This window comes from Rhizobium sp. BK591, assembly GCF_014195045.1.
Lineage (GTDB): Bacteria > Pseudomonadota > Alphaproteobacteria > Rhizobiales > Rhizobiaceae > Rhizobium > Rhizobium anhuiense.
The window spans coordinates 1,178,975-1,199,069 of sequence record NZ_JACIAZ010000002.1; the positions used below are offsets into that span (position 1 = coordinate 1,178,975).

At 58.7% G+C, this 20,095-nt stretch carries 6 protein-coding genes and 1 pseudogene; 6 read left to right on the plus strand and 1 reads right to left on the minus strand.

Annotated elements, in window-relative coordinates; all coding sequences use genetic code 11:
• The first annotated feature begins 2 nt into the window (after nucleotides 1-2).
• From FHX10_RS12680 to FHX10_RS12690, 3 genes are all read left to right on the plus strand, one after another.
• Nucleotides 3-1,316: a hypothetical protein gene (locus tag FHX10_RS12680; protein WP_184389406.1), complete on the plus strand. Its 1,314-nt coding sequence runs from the start codon at nucleotides 3-5 to the stop codon at nucleotides 1,314-1,316.
• Between the two features lie 62 nt (nucleotides 1,317-1,378).
• Complete coding sequence (locus tag FHX10_RS12685) at nucleotides 1,379-1,714, plus strand: hypothetical protein (protein ID WP_184389408.1); 336 nt, start codon at nucleotides 1,379-1,381, stop codon at nucleotides 1,712-1,714.
• Between the two features lie 455 nt (nucleotides 1,715-2,169).
• The gene (locus FHX10_RS12690) at nucleotides 2,170-2,991 is read left to right on the plus strand and encodes a hypothetical protein (protein WP_184389410.1); all 822 of its coding nucleotides are present in this window, start codon (nucleotides 2,170-2,172) and stop codon (nucleotides 2,989-2,991) included.
• A 339-nt stretch (nucleotides 2,992-3,330) separates the two neighbouring features.
• Here FHX10_RS12690 and FHX10_RS35680 read toward each other — a convergent pair.
• A pseudogene (locus tag FHX10_RS35680) lies at nucleotides 3,331-3,522 on the minus strand (transporter); the annotation flags it as partial.
• Between the two features lie 403 nt (nucleotides 3,523-3,925).
• Here FHX10_RS35680 and FHX10_RS12705 point away from each other — a divergent pair.
• From FHX10_RS12705 to FHX10_RS12715, 3 genes are all read left to right on the plus strand, one after another.
• Entirely contained in the window at nucleotides 3,926-4,582 is a 657-nt protein-coding gene (locus FHX10_RS12705) for a hypothetical protein (protein ID WP_184389417.1), read from the plus strand.
• Between the two features lie 447 nt (nucleotides 4,583-5,029).
• Nucleotides 5,030-14,662, plus strand: coding sequence for a hypothetical protein (locus FHX10_RS12710; RefSeq protein ID WP_184389418.1), 9,633 nt, complete (start codon nucleotides 5,030-5,032; stop codon nucleotides 14,660-14,662).
• A complete protein-coding gene (locus FHX10_RS12715) occupies nucleotides 14,659-20,085 on the plus strand; it encodes a hypothetical protein (protein WP_184389420.1) in 5,427 nt (1,808 codons plus the stop codon). Before FHX10_RS12710 ends, FHX10_RS12715 begins: the two co-directional genes overlap by 4 nt.
• Nucleotides 20,086-20,095 lie beyond the last annotated feature (10 nt).

Sequence of the window (20,095 nt, forward strand, 5' to 3'; positions counted from 1 at the left end):
AAATGATCGGATATCGCAAGAGGTCTTTTTTCCTTGCCCATAAGCTCTTGACAAACCTGAGGATGGATCAGGACGATCTTAAATCGCTAAGAGAATTGCAGGTGCTTCTCGCGCACGAGATCGTCCGAACTGAGCGCGGTGTACGCAAACTTAAAGCCGAACTGAAGGGGTCTTCAGTCGATGACAAACGCCAAACCTATCTGCGAAAAAAGATCGAGAGCTATAGATATTGCGCTTATGTCTGGCGATCTTTCGGCGATGCAATTGCCTTCGTTTACCTCGACAAGTTCGCCTTAAAACATACCTATTATCAGACTGGGAAAAAAAGCCCGAAATCTGACGCAGGTTTCCTCAGTGACAAGGATGGCCTCGAGCACGAGTTACGTCTCTTGTTCACTGCTCTTGATCACAATGTGCCAGCAATTCTAACTGATCTCACAAATACGATCCGCCACGGCGATGTTTGCCTTATGGGCGCCAGTGATCCTTTCCTCATGGAGGTCAAAGCCACGCCTTCGCGAAACGAGCGCGCGCGGAGGCAGAAGGACAGCCTCGATATCCTGCATAACTTCTTCGAGACAGACGGATCGACCAGGCTTTGGGGCAACCCGGATCTGCGTCGGGAAGCTCTAACGGACCTCGAGGTCGCGTACATCCAACAGCTGAATGAATGCATCAGCTCATCGTTGGCAGCTGGCTTTGGGGCCGCAAACCCCGAAAGCGGCCTACAATACTATGCGCTCAGGTCCGATAAGAGTTTACCCGAGGCAGTAGCAACTTTTGGTAACGCGAGAGCACCATGGGTCTTTGTGTGGAACGATCCCTTCGGCCGGCGCAATTGGATGCCCTATTTGCCACCAGTCTTGTCTATCGCGAATTCGGATCACTTATGGGCATTTGTACGTGGAGAGATCGTGATCATGATTGTCGTGGACATGATCACTCTCGAGGAAATTGTCGCAGAACTTGGTTTCGAAGGTCGTTTCGATACCGAAGAGGCGAGCCACCCGCTGAGCATCAAGTTCGGCAACGACGGTGGCGGTATGTGGATCTCCGAAGATATGCTGGGGCGCATCGGGATGGAGTGTGCGTCACCACGGTGGATCACCAAAAATGGTATCGAGACCTTTGTGCGAGCGACGTCGGAAACTTCGAAGGTCCTAGATGGAGACCTTGCCTCTAATGGCCTCCGGATGATGGATGAGAAGTCCAGGCTGGAGCTGGTTCGCATGGGCATGCCGGAAGACATGCAGGTTGTTATCAAAATGGATGCGATCCTCGATGAGGCCAGAGGGCACCCAGGAAAATATCAATGACAGCGGATTGCTGACGGCGATGTAGGGGACCATCAGCTACCCAACTACTCAAGGAAATGGAAATGTCTGGCAATATCGACGTCATCGTAACGGTCAACACTCCTCTTACCGCCGAGGAGAGAGTGCGCCGTGCTCTACCAGGTAGGAGCGCAGTAGCGCAAACCGCCCATGTCTCACTCGACAGTGGCCAGGTCGAAGAGAATATGATCGAGCTGATCAACAAGTTCGGGAACCGATTGCTGGCCCCGCCGCCGGAAACGCAACCGTTTCAGGTGGATGAAATCGAGCTAAGCCTTTCGATCGATGCGAAAGGCAAAGTCTCATTGATTGGAAGTTTTGAAGTAGGTGGCCATGCCGGGATCAAGGTCAAACTGAAGCGTAAGGCGGTCGACAAGTGACCCGAGCTTCAGCAGGGCGAATTAAGAGACGACAGGAAACGGACACGCTCTCGTGGGTTGCAACAAGGGTTGAGCATGCGCGCAATAGCAAACGAAAGCTCGACCCGGACAAGCTCGCCCGTGGCATGGTCACGCGGGCGTGGAAGGAGGCCCTTCGGCGAACCCATCAATGCTTCGGGAGGTCGATCGACAGGTTTTTCCGCCTTGAAGTATCGCCGGAAGGTTCAGACCTCGCATCAATTGACCTGTCGAGCGTCCCCTATCGGGTCAACGTCAGCATTAGCATGCCCACCTTTCTGTACAAGATCACAAGGCTTCTTGCGGCGCGGTCAGCACCATTCTCGGATGGGCAAGTGCCAGGTCAACACGGGCCCGACGTTACTGTCCCGTACGACGAGTCGGTTCTACGGATGAACCGAGCGTTCTTTTGGTACTCGGCGACACGGAGCTCCACCGTGTTTCAAGATTTTGAGATTGATGAGCATCAGGCAGTCGTGGCCGGAATGCTGGCCATGGAAGCGGAGATCTTTTTGATCTGCCACGAGTTCGCTCACGGGCTTCTGGCTGATATGCCGCCAGGTTCTGACGCTTTTCTCAAAGAGCTACAAGTCGGCTTGGACGGACTTTCCGCGGACTGGCGAGAGGAATTGTCGGCTGATCGACTTGCGCTGTTCCTCGCAATTGGAAAGCGGCCGGGCCCTCGAGACGGTCATCAGCTCTCGATGCAATATGCAGGCTGGGAATTTTCCCTTCTTTTGCACCGTGAATGGGAGCTTTACGAAGAAACGGTGACGTCCGCGAGCGTGAGCTTTACGACGCATCCGCCTGCACGAGACCGTGTGCAAGACTTGCGCGACACGCTTCGCCGGTACACGGGTTTGCCTGAAGCATCCAATGCGTTTTCCGCCGCTGAAGCCTTTGCAACGGTATTCAGTGGAATTGTAAACTCGATGTTCTCCGAAGAGTTTCGGCAAGGCGCGGCTCGACGTGATGAATTGAGGGCCAATAAACTCGTCGCCCTGGCGCAGATGTGTTCCGCTGGCTCGGTTCCTGACTATTCGCGGTTTGTGCCTGAAGCGATGGACCTGTTGCAGCAGGCGGAAGGCTGGACGCTTCTCCAGCACGTTTGCGACGCAACTGCACCTTTACGCGATGAAGTAGCGATGGATTTTGAGAATTTGCAGGTTGCAAAGCTGATCTGGCGCGCCTGCGAAGGCTTGGAAGAGCCTTTGTACTCGGTATTCAAGAGGGTGACAGCACTTCCAGACCTGTTTTGAGCCATCGACTTCTCACTGTCGATTGATCAAGGACTTTATCTCGTATTTTCAGCACCGTAGATTTAGCTGGCTAACGGGCCGCATGTTCAGATCCGTTCAAGGCGTTCATTGCCGCAGGGCATGAAATCGATTGGTGGCCCTTTTCCATATGAGTGGCTCAACCAGGCTGCTGGCTGCGAAATCATTGAGAATTCGATCGAAATGGACGGCATCCGTAGGTGGAAGTAGGGCAGATCGATCGCCTTGCGACCGACTTTGCGCAGTCCGCGTTCGGCGACGATAACGCTTCTGGCGCTGAGCACCTATTTCGAAAGCAGGAAAGCGATCGCGGCGCGAAGCCTCGGGGCCATTGTCGGGTGCGGTCGACCAAGAGCGCGCGCCAAGCTGCAGGCTCACCGGCTGCTCGCCAAACTTGCTGAGCTTGGCGGCGGTGAAGTTCATCGGCACGCTCCACGCGTCGTGCTTTTAGTCATGGATGCTTTAGGTATTGAGCGTGAAGGTCCAGGCATCCGGAGTGGTGTAGGACAGGAAAGCGCGCCGCATCCGGCGAGAGCCACGCGCATGGTGGGTAGCGGCCCGCATTTCGCCAAGCGAGCGGTATCGCCGTTTGAGACCCACGTGCTTTCCTGGGATCTAGACGGTCGACGAACTGGCGTCGGCGACCGCCACGGTAATCCTGGTTGCGGCCGGGTGAAGATCGAGTTTTAGTTGCAACTGATAAAAACTGCTCTAATATCGCCGAGCAGAGATGATGCATCTGTAGCGAACGTTACGGGGAACGATATTTTTTCTTCAGAAGTTGTACCAAATGGACCTGAACGAGTATTGGCCGGCCGCACGGGCAGACGACGCTCGGTCCGTCCGGAAACATACCCCGTGCAGGTGTTACTATTTCTAAGCTAGCGCTGACGTCCAATGTATGATGGAGAGTACATTGAAAGCTTTGATGGTTCCAACTTTATTGTTTTTCGGGATTGGCTTTACTCAGTCCGGCGCAGCACAGTTTAGCGATGCCGAAAACCGAAAGACGGCGGCCTGGATTCTCTCCGCCTATGATCGGCTTTCTGGCGAAGTGAACGACCTTCAAGCGTTGAAAGCGGTCCTGCCAAGCTACGCAGAATTGGATGGGGCGGATTCGGCCTTCGGGAAACTCCAAGCATGCCGCACTGTAGTTAAGTATAAGGCGAACCCTCTGACTTTGGTGGCGGCCGAGCACTACGCGTTTATGAGATACGAGGCGAGCAAAACGGGCGACCTTAAACTGCGTCAGTTGCCGAAAAAATACCATGACACGAAGATCAAGCTTATCAACGAAGGCAAGGAGGACCGGCTGAAGACCACCGACTGGCCCTTGTCGCCCCCCAGTGAAGACACGCTCGCCTGGGCGAATCTCGGAGTCGAGCATGGCTTGGCCGACTATGAGAAAAGGGAGCAAAAGAAGCCGGCGAATGGCACGGAAGCGGACATACTGGAGGCTCAGATGAAGCTTGCGGCGTCCTCGGCGTTCTTTGCCTGGATAGGGCGCACGTTCGGTACCGCGTACACGCGGACCGGCAATGAGAATTGCGCTGTCGTCGAACCCCAGATTTGAACTGGTTAAACACCGTCGTGAGCGGGAGGTTTGATCGAGGCGTGTGTGTACGCCGTGTGCGCAATTTATACTTGAAGCCTTCATGATATTAGAATATGAGTGGGTATTCGCAAGAATATTCGAGGGAGTTTTTCTCGCCGATCAGTTCCAGGTTTTGCGAATTTCGATAAATAGACTGCACTAACCGAAAACAAATACTCTGCGTTCGAGAGTTGATCGAATTATTTTTACGTTCCTTTTTATAGGACGTGGGGCATAGAGGATTTGGTCTATCCATTCCTCCGGGGAATTAGAAAGTCGACATCGTCAGTAGAGTCGCGTGGAGATGGTCGCTCCGGCGACGGAGAGCGCCTGCGCGCCTCTTTGTTTGCATGTCCTTTTCTATTCGTCGGCTCGCGTCAAACGCAGATGCGATGCTAGTGGCGTCGAATATTGGGGGGATAGCACATGGGGCTGGGAACCAACGCGTGGCCGGTCGGCTGGCAGGAGATTTTGAGTCCGCAAATCACACGGCGTGAACTACTCAGCGGGATTAGCGGAGCTCCGTTGCTCCTTTACGCGGGAACGGGCCATGCCCAGGACGACCCTTGGTACGATCTGAAGTTCACGCTTGCCGAAGACCAAAAATCGCTGACTGTCGTTGAAATAAGGGTTACGCCCGGACCCAAGGCTAATGCGGACGCGAACGCTGCGTCTCCTGATACACGCGTGGAAGCGTGCTCGTGGAACATACCCGCGCTCGCGTTCGGGCCGGCCGCCTTTTTCGACATGGAGGAGCCAACCGCGGTCGAGATCGGAAAAGGCACCCCGGCTCCCGATCGTACGATCTATGTTCGTAACGTTCAGTATGGTCTGCGCTTTCCCAAAGGCGACAAGCCGGCTTCAGAGATAAAGAAGCGCGGCTACGTAGCATTTCGATTTCGCAGGCCCGAAATGCGGTGGACCATCGAGTACATCACCGACCTGTGGCTTTTGACGAACGGCAATACCGGCAGTATTCGCGCAAGCAAGCCCGCCCTGTTTCACGTGTTCTTGAACCCCAATCCGGAAGCGGGCGCCCGGCCGCGCCCATTCGAGGATATCGCAGCGAGCCGGGTTGGGCTGACACTTGACGCCATGTTCGCGGGGCAGGTCGGCATTAGGCCTGGCACCACGGGCGACATACGCGTCACGCTCGACCGAAATCTGGTCTGGACGTTGAGAAAGGCAGGTGACCACGCGATTTCCGCGCTCAACGGCCAGCTGGGCATGGAGGAATTCAATCTCGCTTGGCGGCGTATGAAGGTTGAAACGGCCCCGCCGAAGCGCGTAGCAGACCGCGATACAATCTACTTTTCGGGACAGGCAGGGCCTAACGCGTTGAAACTGGCAAGCAATGCCGGGCTCCTCGAAATCGGCGATCCGGGTGGACACCAAGTGCGGATGCTTCCCGACGATCTCTGCGAAGTCAGTCTCGATGTAATCGCCGGGCCCGCACCTACGCTGCCGCGACAAACGCAGATAGTGTCAGCCCTCAGTGTCGGCAGGGGCGTGCTTGAAGTTCGTGAGGGAACGCGGACACTCGTGGACGGCGTGGCAGGACAAGACCTTGTCTTCGCGCAGACCGACATGCCTCTGACGGACGTGTCGCGCATTCGACGTACCGTCCTCTGGGGGCAGGCAGTCGGGACGGGACCTTCGATCAGCAAGCCGCGGATCAATGGCCCGCGGTGGCTCCAGAGGGGGACAATTTCTTCCCCCGTCGGTCTTCTTGAAATATCCGGTTCACCAGCGCAAATGCTGCTGCCGACCGACGAGCAGGAACCCGATCCGGGAACTCAGGCGCCCCCGACGCAATCCGGCACCGCAAACGGCGGGTCCAATGGGCAGGGCGTGGAAATCAACATCTCGGGTCCGAAAGCGTGTGATCCGGTCCCTCCTGGCGAAGCCACAAGCGATCATCTCGGTCGTGTTTTTCAAACGGCGAATGGCGATCGCGGCGGTGCACCCGATGCGACACTTTATGTGCTTCACGACGCCGTTCACAAAAAAGCCGGTGTGGCTTCTAGCCTTCGACGGATTCACTTTGACCTATTGCTCCGCTCGACCAACGCGGCTCTTCCCGACACGAGCTTCAGCCGGCTGACGTTCAAGGATTCCGATCTCCGATTACTCTACGAAGACGGTCTGCCGATCACTGAGCTGAAGGGCGGCGAACATCCTCGCCCGGTCGCTGGAAGCTTTGTCTGGATCGGACCGAGGGCTCCGGGCGAGCGGCGCGCATCCTTCGACCTGTCCGGCGCGACGCTCACCTGTGCCCGCGACTACGATCTCATGAAGCTGCGGTTTCGATTCCGCGATCTCCGCCTTGAATACCAGCCGCACCCGGCGGTCGTTCCCGCTCGGGACGACGCCCGAGTTCACGTGGGCGAAGATGGAAGCGTTCATGACACCCGGCCAATCCTTGTCGCCGAGTTCGATCCACAACACGTGTTGGAAGCCGCCGTCTTTCGTCCGGAGCCGCCGCCTTTGCCGGACATTGAACTAGATAAACCTGGCAAACCCGGCGAGGAAGTTTGGACAAGGGAACGCATACTCTCCGCTCTTGCCAAAGAACCGGATCAGGACAAACGGAAGAACATCAGAAAGGACGTTCAAGATCAGAAGATCGCGAGCGAGGTTCTGGCCAAGCCAGCCAACGCTCGGCCTTTCGCGGCGATGGCCGCCGCTTTCACGAAAGCGACGAAGAAGCTCCCGCCCGACCAGCAAGTCTATATAGGCCCGTTCGCGCTCGACGCCGATGGTATGGGGATCGCACGGACGCTGATGGCGCAGATCGGGCCCGGTCCGGTAAAGGAAGAGATCAAGGCCCTGTTTGGTCGCGTCAACGATCACGCGAAACCGACCGGTCCTCTCGCAAAATTCCAGAAGCTCCTACCAGTGCGATCCGATCCCAACGGGTCTCCGGCGAACAATGCGACGACACCGGACTACCGCGGAAACGCTATTCGCAACGAAGCAATGTTTGAGGCTTTGGAACCGCTCTACGGGGTGTTCCGCGGCTTCTGGCGCGACACGATCGCAACCTATCTCGCTCTCAGGCAGCACAATGTCGCAAACGACGAGGTCACGCGCAGAGTGGGCTTCTCCGTGCCGGCCGAGGCCGACCCGGTAACTCAACCAGCGCTTGGCGAATTCTTGATCGATAGCAATCGCTATCAAGGATACGACAACGGCAATCTTACGACGCTTGTCGACCTGATGATCGGCAGGTTCGTAGATTTTGCGCTAGGGCTTGACCAGATCCCTGACTTGGTCGGCGCGCGCCTTTCGGGCAGAAGCCGACTTGCTTTTCGGATAGATTGCGATCCGCCGCACGCTGTCGACGCCTACGACGCTGGGACGGTGTCGAGCTCCAACGACGGCCCCAGCCACACCGGGTCAGGCTTCTCCCGTTTCAAGCCGATCCCATTCACGTTCGAGGGGTTGACGGATTGGTCGAGATTCGAGCCGGCGGTCACGAAACGCGCCAGAAAGCTCTACGAAACGCTTCCGTCCGGGCTCCTTCCCCGGCAAGGTAGACGATCGACCAATCCCAGCGACCACGCGATGATGCGCTTTCAGGGCTTTTCCGAAGGCGTCGTCACCGGTGAGGCGCGCATGGCGCAGGTGCGTGCGTCGCTGCAAAGCGAACGTACCCCCGACCTCGCCGGAAACGGCGCAACGGCGTTTCCCGGCGAACCGCTGGACACTGAGACCGCCATAGAGCTTCCCTCGCGGCTGATCCTGTCAACCGCGCAGGATGCCGTGTGGCGCACCAATCGACAGATGCCGCCGGAAGTCTCCGCCGCAACCGGTGATGCTCCTGTCAAGCCGGTGCCCAACGCGACCGGCCTTGAAGAGGGAAGCGGACTCGCGGGAAAAGAAAGCGTCAGCGCGCAGCCGCGCGATCTGTTCTCGGTCAGGCTCGAAACGGGCACGCTAAAACCGGACCTCAGAGCGGTGTCTTCTCCTGACCTGCGACCATCCGCGCTCACCGGGCCCCGGGAACCGGGAACCGTTCGCCTGCCAGGCGAGGGATCGCCGCCGCGCGGGCCGTACGCGCCCTGGTTTATAGGACCTGAGCAGCTTGAAAGCGGCACGGTCGCACCACACACCGTCATGGGTGAACCGGAGGACGCCAACCTTTGTTTGTCGCCGACGGCTCCCAGCAAGTACAGGCTTGTCCGCTGGCTGTGCGAGCGCGCGGGGTTTAGGCAGAGTCTTCCTGTCGAAGACTATGCTCTTTTCCGCACGTCGCTCGACGCCTACGACCGCCACCAACTGGTGCTCCTAACCTCGACATACGGCCTTCCTGTCATCGGAAAACGGAATTCGGCCGCCGGTGACGGCGACGTCGATCAACCCGGGGCGCTCATTTCCGACTCCGGCCAGATCGAGCCCGGTGAATCGTTTTCTCTGCTGGATGCCACAGATGATCAGGCGCTGCACAAGCCCGTCTCGCTTCAGGTCAAGGACCTGTCGCTTACTGCCCTCGGCGGTTCGTTTGTGCACGAGACCGCGTTCAAGCCTTCGGCCGGTGCCAACGACTTTCGTGGTCGCAAGATATTCGAGGGCTTCTCGATCGATACGCTCCAGCAGGACATTGTCCTAGGTCGCGATATTCGAACAGAAGTTGTGTATAAGGGATACCTTCTACCTCTAGGCCATAAGGCCTCTTTTGTCAAACTAACCGAACGGATCTTTCTGCGCACACCCAAGAGCGGCATCAAGGCAATGCTCCGCCAGCGGATGTTCCTGCGGATGAGCGAGCCGGAGAAGTTGTATGGCGCTCTCGGACAGCCGCATTCAGGACGCATGTGGTGCGCCAAGAAAGTCAGGCTCCTTGCCGACAAGACCCCTGATATTCTCGATCCAAGCATCCCGCTCGGCAAGCTTGACGTGACGAATCCGGAAAGCTTGAACGGTCGAATTTTTCTTGGCGAGGGCCCTGGGCTGGCCTTCTGGCCGCGTATCGACATAACCGACAGCGGACTGCATCGCTTCGAGGTAACGTTCGATGGCACACCGACTTCGCTGCCGATGCTCTTTGTCGACAATATCGCCGCAACGACGAAAGAGTCGCTGAAGAAAGCGGTAGATCACTACAATGGCAATCTTGGCGCCGAAAGTTCGGCTGCGCTCAGGGATAGGCTACAGAAAAATCGCAAGTTGGTGTTCGGCGGAGGAAAGATCGATTTCGCGCCCAACAGCAAGGCGGGCGAGGCACAATTCGAAACTGAAGAGCTGGTCGTCCGCGCTCATGGCCGGACCGTCGCCGCGGTATCTGACACATGGACCGGCGATCTCGAAAGCATGGATAGCTTCACCACGACCGGAGTGCTCGAGGGTGCCGGGCAGCCACCTTTCTATCCGGCGATGCAGTTGGCGAAAATCAGGCTCGGCCCGGTCGAGCGCCTTAGCGGAGGGAACCCCACCCCCGTCGAGGTGCAATACGACGGACATTATGTGCTGTACGGTTTCCCGCAGGACGGGGCGATCAGGGGCCTTGAGCCGCCAACGGGAAAAAACGCGAATCCAAAGGAGGTATTCCTCAATCTCCGCACTGTGCTCAATCTAAGCATGGGGGGCAATGGGGACCGTGCCGGTGGCATCGCGCGCCCTGAATCCAACATCGTCGCAATCAGCCGTAACAAGGGGCCGCTTGGAGGGGACGAGACCACGTGGTGGAGCGTTGGTCCCCAACATAGAACGCCGGGCGGGGTCCTGATCAAGCAGGTGGATGGAAAACCCGACGCCGCCAAGCTCGAAGAGGCGATGAAGTCTTCAACGCTCGTGTCGCTGGCATACTACTTCAACGAACAGGTCAGCCGGCCACCGCTGGAGGTTCTCAAGGCAGCGGACGGAGAGCCGCCGGCGTTTACGCCGTCACCGCCAAGTGCCGACAAGCTCGAAGTTCTCAACCAGGTTCAGTCCTTTTTCAGTCTCGACGCCAAACTTCTCGGCACGGTCAGGCTCAAGGATCTAATGACCCTGCTTGACCTCAATCCTGACAGCATCCCTCTTCTCAAGGAAGGGCTCGAATACGGAACTGCCGCCCTGCGTGGCGCCAACGATCAACTGGCCAGCCTAGGCAACGACGTCCGAGACCGTGTCCTTTCGCCCCTCCGCGACGTTGTTAGGCAGTTGCGTGGCGAGTGGGACGCGCTGGACCGTTCGCTGAAGGAAAAAAAGGTGGAGATGCCTGCGTCTGGCGGCGGTTCGAGCCCTGCCGCCCTTAGCCTCGCAGACATCTATCCAGAGGTCGATCAAGGCCTGTTGGGCGTTGAAAGAGCGCTTGACGAAGCACTTGGAAGCGAGAGCGCGGCCGCGCTTGTTCCTAAACTGGCGGCCGTTCACTCATCCGCGCGCGAACTCATCCGCGGCTTGGCGATCATCGCGTCCAATCCTGTGGAACGACTCGAAAGCGCCGTGATCGGTAATCTGCAGGCGCGCATTCTCGAGGTCACCGACGCTCTCGGACGACTGCAGCCTCTCGTCGCAACTCTCGAGAAACTGGCGGCGGACCTGCTTGACGCCGGTGTCGACGACGCCGCGGAGCACGCCACTACATGGGTGTTTGAGAAAATGGCCGGCTCGGTCGCCGCTTCGCAGGTGAATTTCCAGGCTTCGACGAAGCTTCTCGATTTATTACCGCTTGGTGCGATGCCGCTTGATCTTGCCACCATTTTGAGAACGTTGGTGGCCGACGTCGAGAAGGATGCGGCCGAACTCGGGAAGGCGATTCTCGGCCCGGACGCGCCGGCGGTTGGTCCTACGCTCCTCGAAAACCTTGGGAACGCCGTCCGAGAAGCGATCCGGCCGGCGCTCAAGGCCATGTTCCGGTCACTGCTGACGAAAGGGGCTGTCAAGGAGGCGCTTAAGGACGCTGTCGAAGGCTACATATCGGCGGCAAAGACCAAGATTGAGGGCGCGATCGAAATCGCGAAAACGGAGGTCGCAAAATTCAAGACTTCCGTCGTGGACTCCGAACGCCGTGCCGCAATCGGGCTCGAAGTCGCCCTAGATCACTACATCGGCCAAATACTTGACGCGCCGATCGATTGGGCCGCCGAGCAATATCCCGACGAAGTGGAGGTTCTGGTCGCAAGCATCGAGCATGCGTCCCGGACGTTCGAAAGCGTCAAGCGCGTTTTGGATGCTGTCAAGACGACCAACCTACAGGAGATATTGGACTCGGGAGGCACCCTGGCGACACAGGTGTTCGGCGTGCCCGTCAAGGATGTTACGACCGACTTTCGCCAAAGTGTGACGACACCGTTCGTCGCCGCGATCCGGGAGGCGAGAAAGACCTTGCTGCCCGATTCAATCGTGTCAGTAAGTTCCAGCATCCTTCTGCGCGAGATCGAAGCCTGCGCGCCTCTGAAAGAGAATCCACCCGAAAAGACGAAGCTCCCCTTGCTCGACAGCAGCCAGAAGGTGGAGGCAAGCACCTCGCTGCTGGTGGGGCTCGGAACGGCGCTCCAGGCGATTGAGAAGGTTCGCGGTTCGTTGCCCGAGGTCAGGACGGCCGCCGGCTCCCCCGGATTCGAGTCGGTGTCCCCGCAGCTTGTGGGTTTTGTGGAACGTCTGGAAGCGTTTGTCGGCGCCGATGACGCGCGGACAGGCGGCATTTCCCGTGAAATCGCGGCGCTTTACAGTGACATCGTTGATCTCTCGGTGGCGGCCGCCGGTTTCGATCTTGCGCTTTCCGGCGACGACATCGACCTCGCCAAGATCGAACAGATCGGCTCGCTCTCGAAACACATCCGGTTTCTCGCAAGCGCCGTGATCGACCGTGTTACCGCTATTGCCAGGTCCACGGTGGGATTTGTTGAAGCTCCGGAGAACCGAGACTTCATAGCTGCCGGGATCGTCGGGGGCAATCTGGTCCTGTTCGCACGCGACAAAGGCGTCGATCTCGCTAGCGTCGAGACCACGGCACGTACCGCGCTCGAGAATGCCAGAAACCGCGCGGATGATCTCGAGAAGAGTCTCGTCGCGGCGATTGCGCCCGTGATTGACCTGGGCCTTGCTCTCCTCGGAACCACTACTGCTGGGAGTGTGGATGGGATTGGCGCTATCGAGGCGCAGCTTAGGCGAATGGCTACCGCCGCCTCCAATGTCGGGCTATCGATCGAAGGGGAGATCTCCCGTTTGTTGAGCACGCTGACGCGGCTCAAGTTGCAGATCGCGAAGTACGGGGGGCTAAAGATTCCCGCGGATCCCGAAAGTCGGGCGTCCCTAGTCGCGCTCTTCAAAGCGCCGCTGACAACTGCTCCCGTTGTCTCCCTCAGATCGCTCTCCAAGGTCACGGACGAAACAACTGAGTTTCGGAAGGCCGCTGACGACGTCAGAGATCTCGAAGCCGCGCTCCTGCGCGAATGGCGTGCGCTGCAACGCCGTCTGGAGGGCCTTCCCGCGCAAATCACGGACGCGGTCGAGGATGCGGTCGCGACATTTGGCGTCTTTGAAAAACTCGCGACCGGCTACGGTCAGATCAAGGGTCTGCGCAACCAACTTTTGGCGCAGGCCGGCGCAAACACCTTTTTCGCACCGTTTGCTCGCAATGCCTTGCTAGTAGAGGCCCTCGACACACTGAGCCCCGAGGGACAACCGGTGTGCGATGTCCACGACATAAAGCAGCCGAGCGACGTGCTCGCCGAGTGCGACAGGCTGGCTCAGGAGGCAAGCACCTTCGCGAATGCAAGCAAACTGGCGGACTATAAGGACGAGGCGCGCGCGGCATTGCGTCGACGTTATGTTGTGGCGCTTCACGGATGGACCAATGGGCAGGCGTCTCCGCTACGCATCATCGAACAGGCTCGGACGATGGGAAGGGACTTGCTGCGCGGCAATGTCCTTTCGGGTATCGATCTAGGGGCGTTCCGCGACCAGTTGGAAGACGCCATAGCCGCGCTCATTCCAACGAAGGTCAAGTTTTCTTATGATTTCGGCTCGACGGTGGCAAAGTCGCCGGGGGAAAAGGATATCTTCCAGCCGAAGCAGGGCTCGACGTTTGGCATCGCCGTCCGCGCGTCATACGACCTCATGACGCAAAAGAGCGACTTTTCAGCAAGCGCAAATATCGGCCCGTTCGACATTTATCTCATCGGGGGCGTCGTCGACGCCTTGCGGTTGTCGTTCGGTGGCGCTGCGTTCGCGATCGCCAATGGATCGAGCGCACGCTTCGACGTCAAATATGAAGACTTCAAGATCGGCAAGGATCTCGAATTCGCCCAGCAATTGCAAAGCTACCTCACGCCCAAGGAAGGCAATGGGGTGTTCATCCAGCCGATGACCCGTGGCGCTGGAATCGAAGTTGGATATGGGATCAATCTGGGCACCATCGGGGTTGGGGTTACCTCGTTCTTCAATGTTTCGCTGAACGTGTCTGCCGAGCTGCCGTTCGGGGCCGAAGAGTCCCTTTTCAAGGTCAGCCTGGGGCGTCGCCTGTCTCCCTTCGGAATGGGAGTTCTGCCGTTCGTCGGTTCGGGCTATTTTTCGATCTACGCAGCCGCCGACGGGGTTCGCGGGTTCGAAGCCTCCTTCGAATACGGCGGCGGCGGAGCGATTGGGTTCGGGCCTTTAAGCGGTCAGTGCCGTATTTCGGCGGGAGTGTTCGTTCGAATCCTGAAGGCCGATAATCGAAAAACAACAGAGATTTACGGCACTTTCTTCGCTGGTGGTTCGGCAAGCATCTGGGTGTTTCATTTCGCGACGTCACTTTACGTCAGGCTAGGTACCGCCGACGGCGGAGCCATGTATGGCGAGGCGATCTACTCGTTCTCCTTCAGTCTTGGAATAGCCGACTACGACTACTCGATAACGGCTTTCAAAAAGGAAAACGCCCTTGGCTCGTCGCGGTCGGGATCGCTGCATGACCGCCAAGGCCCGACCCGTTTTGCCGGCGCCGTCGTACCTGACGGGGTCGACCCGATCACCACGGGCGCCATCGAAGACTCGGGATACATCTCCATCAACGCCGCGGACCAGCTTACGGACTGGAACGCCTACGCGGCCTACTTCGACGTCGATCTTCTTGAGGGAATTTCACCATGAGCGATCTTAAAGTGCCCGTCCGTCCCTTGCTTCGTATCGTCGCCAACGGCCGCCGCAAGGGGACGAACGGAGATATTCTCAAATTCACGCTTATTGCTACGCCCGAATACGACAGCAAACAGCCATTCACGACCGATGACGGAGCATTCGAGTTTGCCGAATGGCCGGCGCGGATGGCCGCTCGAATGCGGGATGGGCTCGTCGGGGGGGCATTTATAGGCCAGGGACGCCTTCGCCTTCATGCCCGCGCGGTCGTCCCTGCGGCGATTCCTGAAATTGCTGAAGGTTCGGACTGGCTGGACTTGATACTGCAAGCGGCGACCCCTAAGGCCTTTGACAATTCCACGCAGTGGAGTGAGATAAACGCGATTTGGCAAAGCTCGCTGGCTGGTTCGAATTTTTCAGCATGGCAGGAACTGGCTCGCGACATTGAGCGATCCGCCACAGGGAGCAATCGCGAGGCTTCGTTGCAGGATCAATACTCGGGAAGCCCTGATATCGATGCCCATGGGGCCATTATCGCGCCCGTGCATGACCTGGAAAAGGAGATCGTCGTCAAAGGGGTCTTGCCTATCCGTCAGAGCGACCTCGCGATCGAGGAGGAGACGGAGCGTGCCGCGCGCATCCTGGCGAAGCAGCAGGGCGGGCCGTTCGCCGTACTCGACGACCGCGAGGAGGCCGATGAAGCCGGGTATGTCGAAAAATTCAAAACCGTGACGGAGGGCACCAACGAGGAGCGAAAACGCACCCAGGTGACATCGCAGCGGGTCGCAGCCCTCATCAGTGGCATTCCCGGGACGCCTGGGGAGGCCCCGACGTCCAAGACGGCCTCCATAATACCGCAGCCGTCCGATGTGATCGCCGAGCAGGTTCCCCAAAATGCCCTGCCGCTCGGCGCCAGCGCGCCAGCGTCAGACAGGGGCAAGCGAAGGGCAACCCACCAATATGGCACGTGGTTGCAGCGTCGCGCAAAGTACCGAAGCAACAGCAGGAGCGATCGGCCGCGGGTGGACGACGTGCCCGACCAGGCGCCGGCCGCGGCGGCGCGCGATCACCAAAGGGGGGTGTTTTACGCCCTTCAGGGCGACCCGACGCTCTCCCGGCTGTTCTGTATGGCGATCGACTTCGAAGTCGAGGAAGCTCGTCTTGTCGCAAAGGTTGCCGTCGAGAAAATTCATCTGGCGGTTTCCGCGTCGAAGCCGCGTCGCGCATTGGTCGCAACGGCGGCGCGGCGCCATGGAAAAGGCTTCTGGCCGGTCTCCGCCTTCGAAGCCCATGTCGCCAAATCCAGCAGCGGCGATCCGTCAAAATATACGATCCTCGATCGCGGCGACCTGGTCGAGCAGCGGGACGGCATCTGGAAGCTCGGATCCTGCTGCGGGGTCGACGTCGACGGGTGCAAGGCGTCGGCGCCCAGGTACGATATCGTGTCGCTTGACCTCCGTCGCTCGATCGACGGCAAGACCACGGGCCGTGACCGGGGGGAGGAGCATCATACCGCCGGGTTCACGATCCTCGATCGTGGTCGGGCCGATCAGATCGCCCGCGACCTGGCGCTCTCGGCGATGCAGAAGGTGACGGTCACAAGCCAGAATGCCGTGATCGTGCTTCACGCCGAGGAGCTGACGATAGGTCGCCGGATCGACGTTGCGGCGGTGAAGCCTGGTGCAGGGCTCGACGAGATCGATTGGCGAAGCTTAATGCATCGTTACGTCGATTTCAATTTCAAGTCGCGGGATGGCACTGCGAAGGCGATCCTGAAGCGGTTGTTCCCAAGCTATGGCAAAAAAGGGATACTTGAGGAGGTCTCCTTTCAGGTGGCTGCCCGCTACATGCCCATCTCCGGACAGGATGTCGAAGTTGTCGCGGAGGAGGCGATCTTCCTCTGGGACGGCACGCCAGCGGGAGCCCTAACCGACGCAGGCGTCGGGAACGTCGACTTGCCGAGCTTCCTGCCGTTCGATCGTACGATCTCCCTTCCTGACGAAAAACCACTGCGCGTCGCACCGCTGAGATTTGGCTACCCCTACGTTTGCCGCTGCCGTTCCATGTTCATCGGAGGGGGATCGCCCGACGCTTCCGACGACAACACGACCGCCACCACCGACGAACTGAGCGTGCTTCCGCTCGCTGCGGGGCAACGGGTGCACCCACGCCGATTCCTTCGCCACGAGAGCATAGCCGCTCCGGTCCTGATGTTGCCAAAGCACCTTGCCGAACGCCCATCATTGCACATGGGGTATCAGCAGGCCGATCAGGCGATCGTGCGTTCGTGGAACGACACGTCGTCGCCGCTCGAGACAATAAGCGACGCCGTCGATTTCCGAGGCGAATACGTCGCGGGCGGCGCTCGCACCACGCCAGAGAACACGATGCGCGTCCTGGTCGCTCCCGAAGCCGCACTGGACCTAGTCGTGCGTCACGGGATGCTTGACAAGGGAGACGTGTCCCGCACTCGCCGGGGCGGGTTGCTGGACGTATCCTTCGCACCGAGACCTTTGCACGATCCGCAGCAAGCGACCCAAGCGCCACGTTCCAGCGGCTTTCCCATTGCGATCACCAGCAAAAGGGATACCTTCGATCCTGAAGGCGCCGTCTATCGCCGCACGGTTTCCAGCTCTGCGGAGGGGCTGAAAGAAAGGGGCATTCCGGTCTTCGAACCCGGCGGTACCAATTCAACGCCGAAAGGCGGGCTTGGATATTTGCCGGATCCAGCGATCGCGCATTACACGATAAGAGCGCGGATCCGTGGCGGCGACCGCTATCTCGAAGATTGGATTGACGCGCCCGCGTTCACCGCGCAAGGATATCCGGATGTGCTGCCGCTGGTCGTCAGCGTTCGGAAGGCCGCCGGCAATTCGAAGACCGTGAGGCCAGCGCATCCGACGAACATCAGCGAAATCGCTCTCGTGGCGGGCCCAACGTGGATGGACGACAGCGGGGTGCTCAGGTCAGCGAAGCCAAAACGGGGCACGCGCGTAAGCCACGTGCAGATCACCCTCCACTCCGGCGAAGACTATGATCTGGAGGTCGCTTGTTTACCTGACGCCGCGATGCTGGCCAGACGTTTCTCCGTTCCGGAAACAATTTCGCTACAATTGAAGGCAGCGGGGGCGGATGCGAAGAAGCTCGCGCTCCTGAGTTCGATCTGCGGCGAAAAGATCGCTGAAGCTTGTTCTCCAGGTGTCGAATGCCAGCAAGTGACCGGACTTGGCGGCATGTTCGTTCCATCGCAGGCCGTTGTCGACGATGTTGCTGCCAAGCTCCTCAAGGCCATGAAAACGCAGTGGCCAATCGAGGAGATCGCCGCGGTCACGACGCTGAGGGTGTGCCACGCCGCAAACAAGCCGGCTCTCGCTGCCAGATGGCGTGACAAGACATCGCTTCAAGCCATCCGGCACGACTATGATCTACCTTGCGAAGCGGTCGCTGAACCGGACCTACAAGACAAGGCGAGCGCGACGGGCCTGTTTCTGCTAGGACAAGTCGAGGTCGATCTCGCGCTTGTCGACAGCGTCCAAATCGTGGCTGAGACCGTGGCGACCGACGGGGCGCCGTTGGACACCCGCGAGCGGTCGCGCAGCTCAATCTCGCAACGCTCGGGACGCTGGCCGACTATGGTCACCAAAGATGGCGAGCGAGCCTACGTTTCCGCGACGGACGTCGTTGGTTTCAGAGTTGCCCCGGATGGCGTCGTCACATTGCCCCGCCAGTCGGTAACTCTACTAAATGTTGGAAATCTGCCTGCTCACGGCGCAGTGGGGGAACTTATCCTGCCGGTGGACACCGGGAAGGCCTGTGAGGTCCCGGCCGATGTGGAGTTTCACCCAACTCCATCGGGAAAGAACCCAGGCGAGCCGGTCTTTGGTGCAATTGCGGGACGATTCACCCAGATCGAACTGGCACCACTTTTTGCCGCCGCCGCCATCTCGGTCCCGATTACTTCGCAATTGGCCATGGAAGAAAACGCGAAGGACGTCACGCGGCGCACGCGCGTGTTGAAGACGGAACTACCGCATGCGTTCAAGGATACTCGAGCTCGCAAGCTGATCTTGAAGCTCGTTTCGACCTCAAGACACGCAGCAGCGTTCGAAACCGCTCCGAGATATCTGCAGGGTAGGGAGCAGCTGCTCTATCGTCGCCAACCACTCAGGCGAACAGATCAGGCTGTCATGAATAATGACTTTGCCGAAGTTTGGATGAAGTCCACAGCTCGGCCAGCTGTCCCCGACCTACGACGCCCAGAGCCGTCTTTCATCATCTCGCGCCGGTCCGACGGCGAGAAACACTTTGTGACACGCACCGCCCTCACGAGGCTGTACCTGGGGCGTGGATGGTTCAGTTCCGGAGAAGGTGAGCGGCTTGGCATCGTGCTGTGGCCGCCGGGCTTTGAGGCCCTCAAGAATGGTGATGTTGATGCGGATAAGATAAACGTGAACGGGAGGAAGCTCTATCTCCGGGATTTTCAGGATTCGGATCTGGGTGTGGGCGGTGGCTTCATAACACGGTGGGGCGGTGATCCAATTCGAAAGGACCCTACGGAGCAAGAGGCGAACTTCATTCCTCCGGACGCCTTTGAAGATCTGAAGCATCTCGGGACCGGCCCGCATCGCCCAGAAATCGTATCGTCGGCACTGATGCCTGTTCGCGCCGCCGACGGGCCAGCTCCGGAATACCTTGCGGTTTGCCTGCTGACCTACGTCCCGTGCTTCGATCTCGACCGCGAAGAGTGGTACGTGGATGTAAATCTCAAACCCAACCGCGCCTCCGAGCCCTTCGTCCGGTTCGGGGTCGTGCGATATCAGAGCCAGTCGATCTCTCCCGAGCTTATGGTGTCTGAGCCCGCGAGCGTAACCATGCAGCTCCTCGCGAATCGTCAAGTCGACATCGTAGAGCGCATTGAAGGTGAGCCTGCCACAACTCGCGACTTTTCAATCGAGGTGAGGGGGCTGGGATCACACAACATCAAGGACATCTTTCCCGAGTTGCTGCCTGACGCCGATGAACAATGGGCTGCCAATTTCGACACTCTCCGGCGACCCAAGATGAAGCTTTCGCTGTTTCACGAAGCTGATGACGAGGAGAACGGCCTTATTCGTACTCCCTTGGACAGCGTGCCGGCTGAGATTAAGGGGGCGGAGGGGACCGTCAGCCGATCGAAGGATGAGGACTTTCATTTTGAAGTCGAACCAACTCTCGACAACGCTGACCTCCTTTGGTCGATCGTAGTCAAGCTCGAAAGCTCAACAATCCATGACCTTGGCCGTGGCCGCATCGTCGCATACGTCGAAGAGGTCGACAGGCGCATGCCGGCAGCCTACCGCAAGGAACCGGTTTCGCTGAGGGATATGTTCGCGTTGGACACGTTCGTTGAGTCCGGACCACGCTTCAGTGCGCGCGTTCCGTTTCTTGAAAAAACCTAATCTTTGACAG